Below are 2248 nucleotides of genomic sequence, written 5' to 3'. Positions count from 1 at the left end.
ACGAGTTACACCACTACCTGGGACTTGACCCAATATGCAGTGCTTTACTGGTAACCCTGCATATTCGATTTCTGCATATTCTCGGCAGGGGACAGTGCGCTCAGTGAACGTTCTTCGAGCTGTACTTGGAAGGTCGCCGAACCGATTCGGCAGACGTTTGGTCGTTGACTACCGCGGCGTGGCCGTAGTCCTGCTCGCCTCGCCCTGCTTTTGTTGCTCGTCAACGAGCGTCACAGCGAACCCGGCTACGTTGAGTCTTCCTCTGTCCGGGCGTCGGGTTGCCACCGGGCTCTGAGGATCGGCTCGAGTTCTTCGGGGGAGAGTCCGGTGGCCACTTTGGAGAGGTGTAGTTCGGAGAGGCTGCGGCGGCCGGTTTGGTGGTAGACGGTCAGCTCGGAGGTGAGTTCGGAGCGTTCCGGGCCGCTGATTTCCAGGTCAACGACATTATCCCATTCGACAATTTTGGGTCTACGTAAGCCGTACTGCACTGTCAGGTACTCGTCGTCGATCGAAAGTGCCAAGAGTGTGTGACTTGGGTTGAACAGCATTACGGCGATACCGACGAGTGCTGTCGCCCCGAAGAAGATCACACCCAGAGTGCCGACAATGATCCACGGAGTCGATGGCAACCGGGACAGTGGTAGGTCGCCAAGGACAGCGGCTTTGTCGCCGAAGGCCAGCCATGCCGACGCCAGCGTCATTCCTGTTCCGCAGACGGCTAGCGACCAGGTGAGCGTTCTTGGCGTTTCCAGGGTCCAGGATTCGTCGAAGGCTCCTGAGGTGTCGAGCGTGGGGCGATAGGCGAGGAGCGCGAGCCCCAAGCCAGTAAAAATGGTCCCGATCAATAGCAGCACTTGCCCGCTCCTGTCTAAAGGGTCGGCGTCATCCGAATAGCTTGTTCCAGGCGTTGCGCGCGCCTTCGCCGATGCTGCGCCCGTAGCTACTGCCTACCCACGCTCCAATCCCGGCGCCGACGGCGGCGCCGATTACGGTCCCGACGACAGGCACTACCGACCCAGCGCCAGCTCCGATGGCTGCTGCGGTCGCCACTCCTGCGAAGGTTCCTACGCCAGCGCCGGCGGCGCCTCCGAGCGTGGCGCCGGCGAGCCGCCTACGGTGGAGCCGACAGTTTCGGGGACGGGGGCGCCGTTCGCGAGGTCAATTCCGCCGGCACCGATGGAAGCTATGGTGCCGGCCGGGCCGGCGCCTTTGCCGAGTATACGAAGCCAACGAGCGGCTGCGGCGGCCTCACCGGGGTTGAGTGCGTGACGCCCTGGTTGGGCAACTAGTCCGCCAGCTTCGAGGAGTCCGCGTGCGCCCTCCATGGCTGTCGAGAACAGCGCTCCTCTAGTGTCCGCGTTGTTGGGAATCCGAACAAGCGACACGTTGCCGTCGGGTCTAATGTCGTAGGACAACCCGTCAGAGTGCTCGATGCGGATGGTGTCGTCGGGGTGTACCTCGATGAGCGCGGATACTCCGTCGCCGATGTCAGTCGCAATGACGGTGCCGTCTTCGAAACCGTAGATCAGACCACCGTTGGGTGCGGTCTGTGCGGTGGTCGCGAGTGTATCGGTGCCGTCGGGAGCGGTGCGGTAGTACTCGGGTTGTCCGTCGGCTCCGGTCCGGACGTTGACCACGCCGACGTCTTGACCGAGGTAGTTGTTGGCGAGCCAGTCGTTGTAGCTGAGTTGTTGGCCGGGGGCTGGTTCGGCCCCTTGGGTGGGACTGCGTTCAGGTTCAGGTCCTGACGGCTGGTCGGTGATTCCCGCGGTGAGTAGCTCCGAAAGTCCGCTTTTGTCGCCGTGTGGTGGCTGTTGCGGCGCGTCTTGACCGACGTCTTGGCCGAGGTAGTTGTTGGCGGCCCAGTCGCCGTAGCTGAGTTGCTGGCCGGGGGTGGGTTCAGCGCCCCGGGTGGGGCTGGGCTCGGTCCCGGTTGTTGTGGGTGGGTCCGTGATAGGAGCGGTGAGCAGGTCGGCGAGACCCTCGTTGGTCGAGGGTGTCTGTTCTGCTTGCTCGGCTCGGGCCTGTGCCTGCTGTTCGGAGGTGACCGGTCCGATGAATCCTGCGTCGCCGGGTTGAGGTATGAGGTGGGAGGTCTGTGTTGGGTCGGCAAGGATGGGATAGCGGGCATCGGCGGCGGGCTCGACGTGTTGGATGAGGTCACCGTTCTCATCGCCGGTGTACGAGGTCTTCTGCGGTTGGCCTCTGGAGTCGAAGGCCTGAAACGCCCCGGGTTTGTCGGAGGCTC

2 protein-coding genes are annotated in these 2248 nt (G+C 63.1%); both read right to left on the bottom strand.

All coding sequences use genetic code 11. The features are described 5' to 3' along the window. Positions 1-245 precede the first annotated feature (245 nt). Entirely contained in the window at positions 246-854 is a 609-nt protein-coding gene (locus OK17_RS09850) for a hypothetical protein (RefSeq protein ID WP_232715353.1), read from the bottom strand. Positions 855-1064: 210 nt separating this feature from the next. Then, positions 1065-2248: hypothetical protein (locus OK17_RS09845; RefSeq protein WP_461417340.1), on the bottom strand; the 1184-nt coding region annotated here is incomplete at its 5' end.

The organism is Gordonia sp. GN26, from assembly GCF_054823965.1.
Note: the sequence above shows the minus strand (reverse complement) of the source record. Positions and strands in the feature narration are given on the sequence as shown.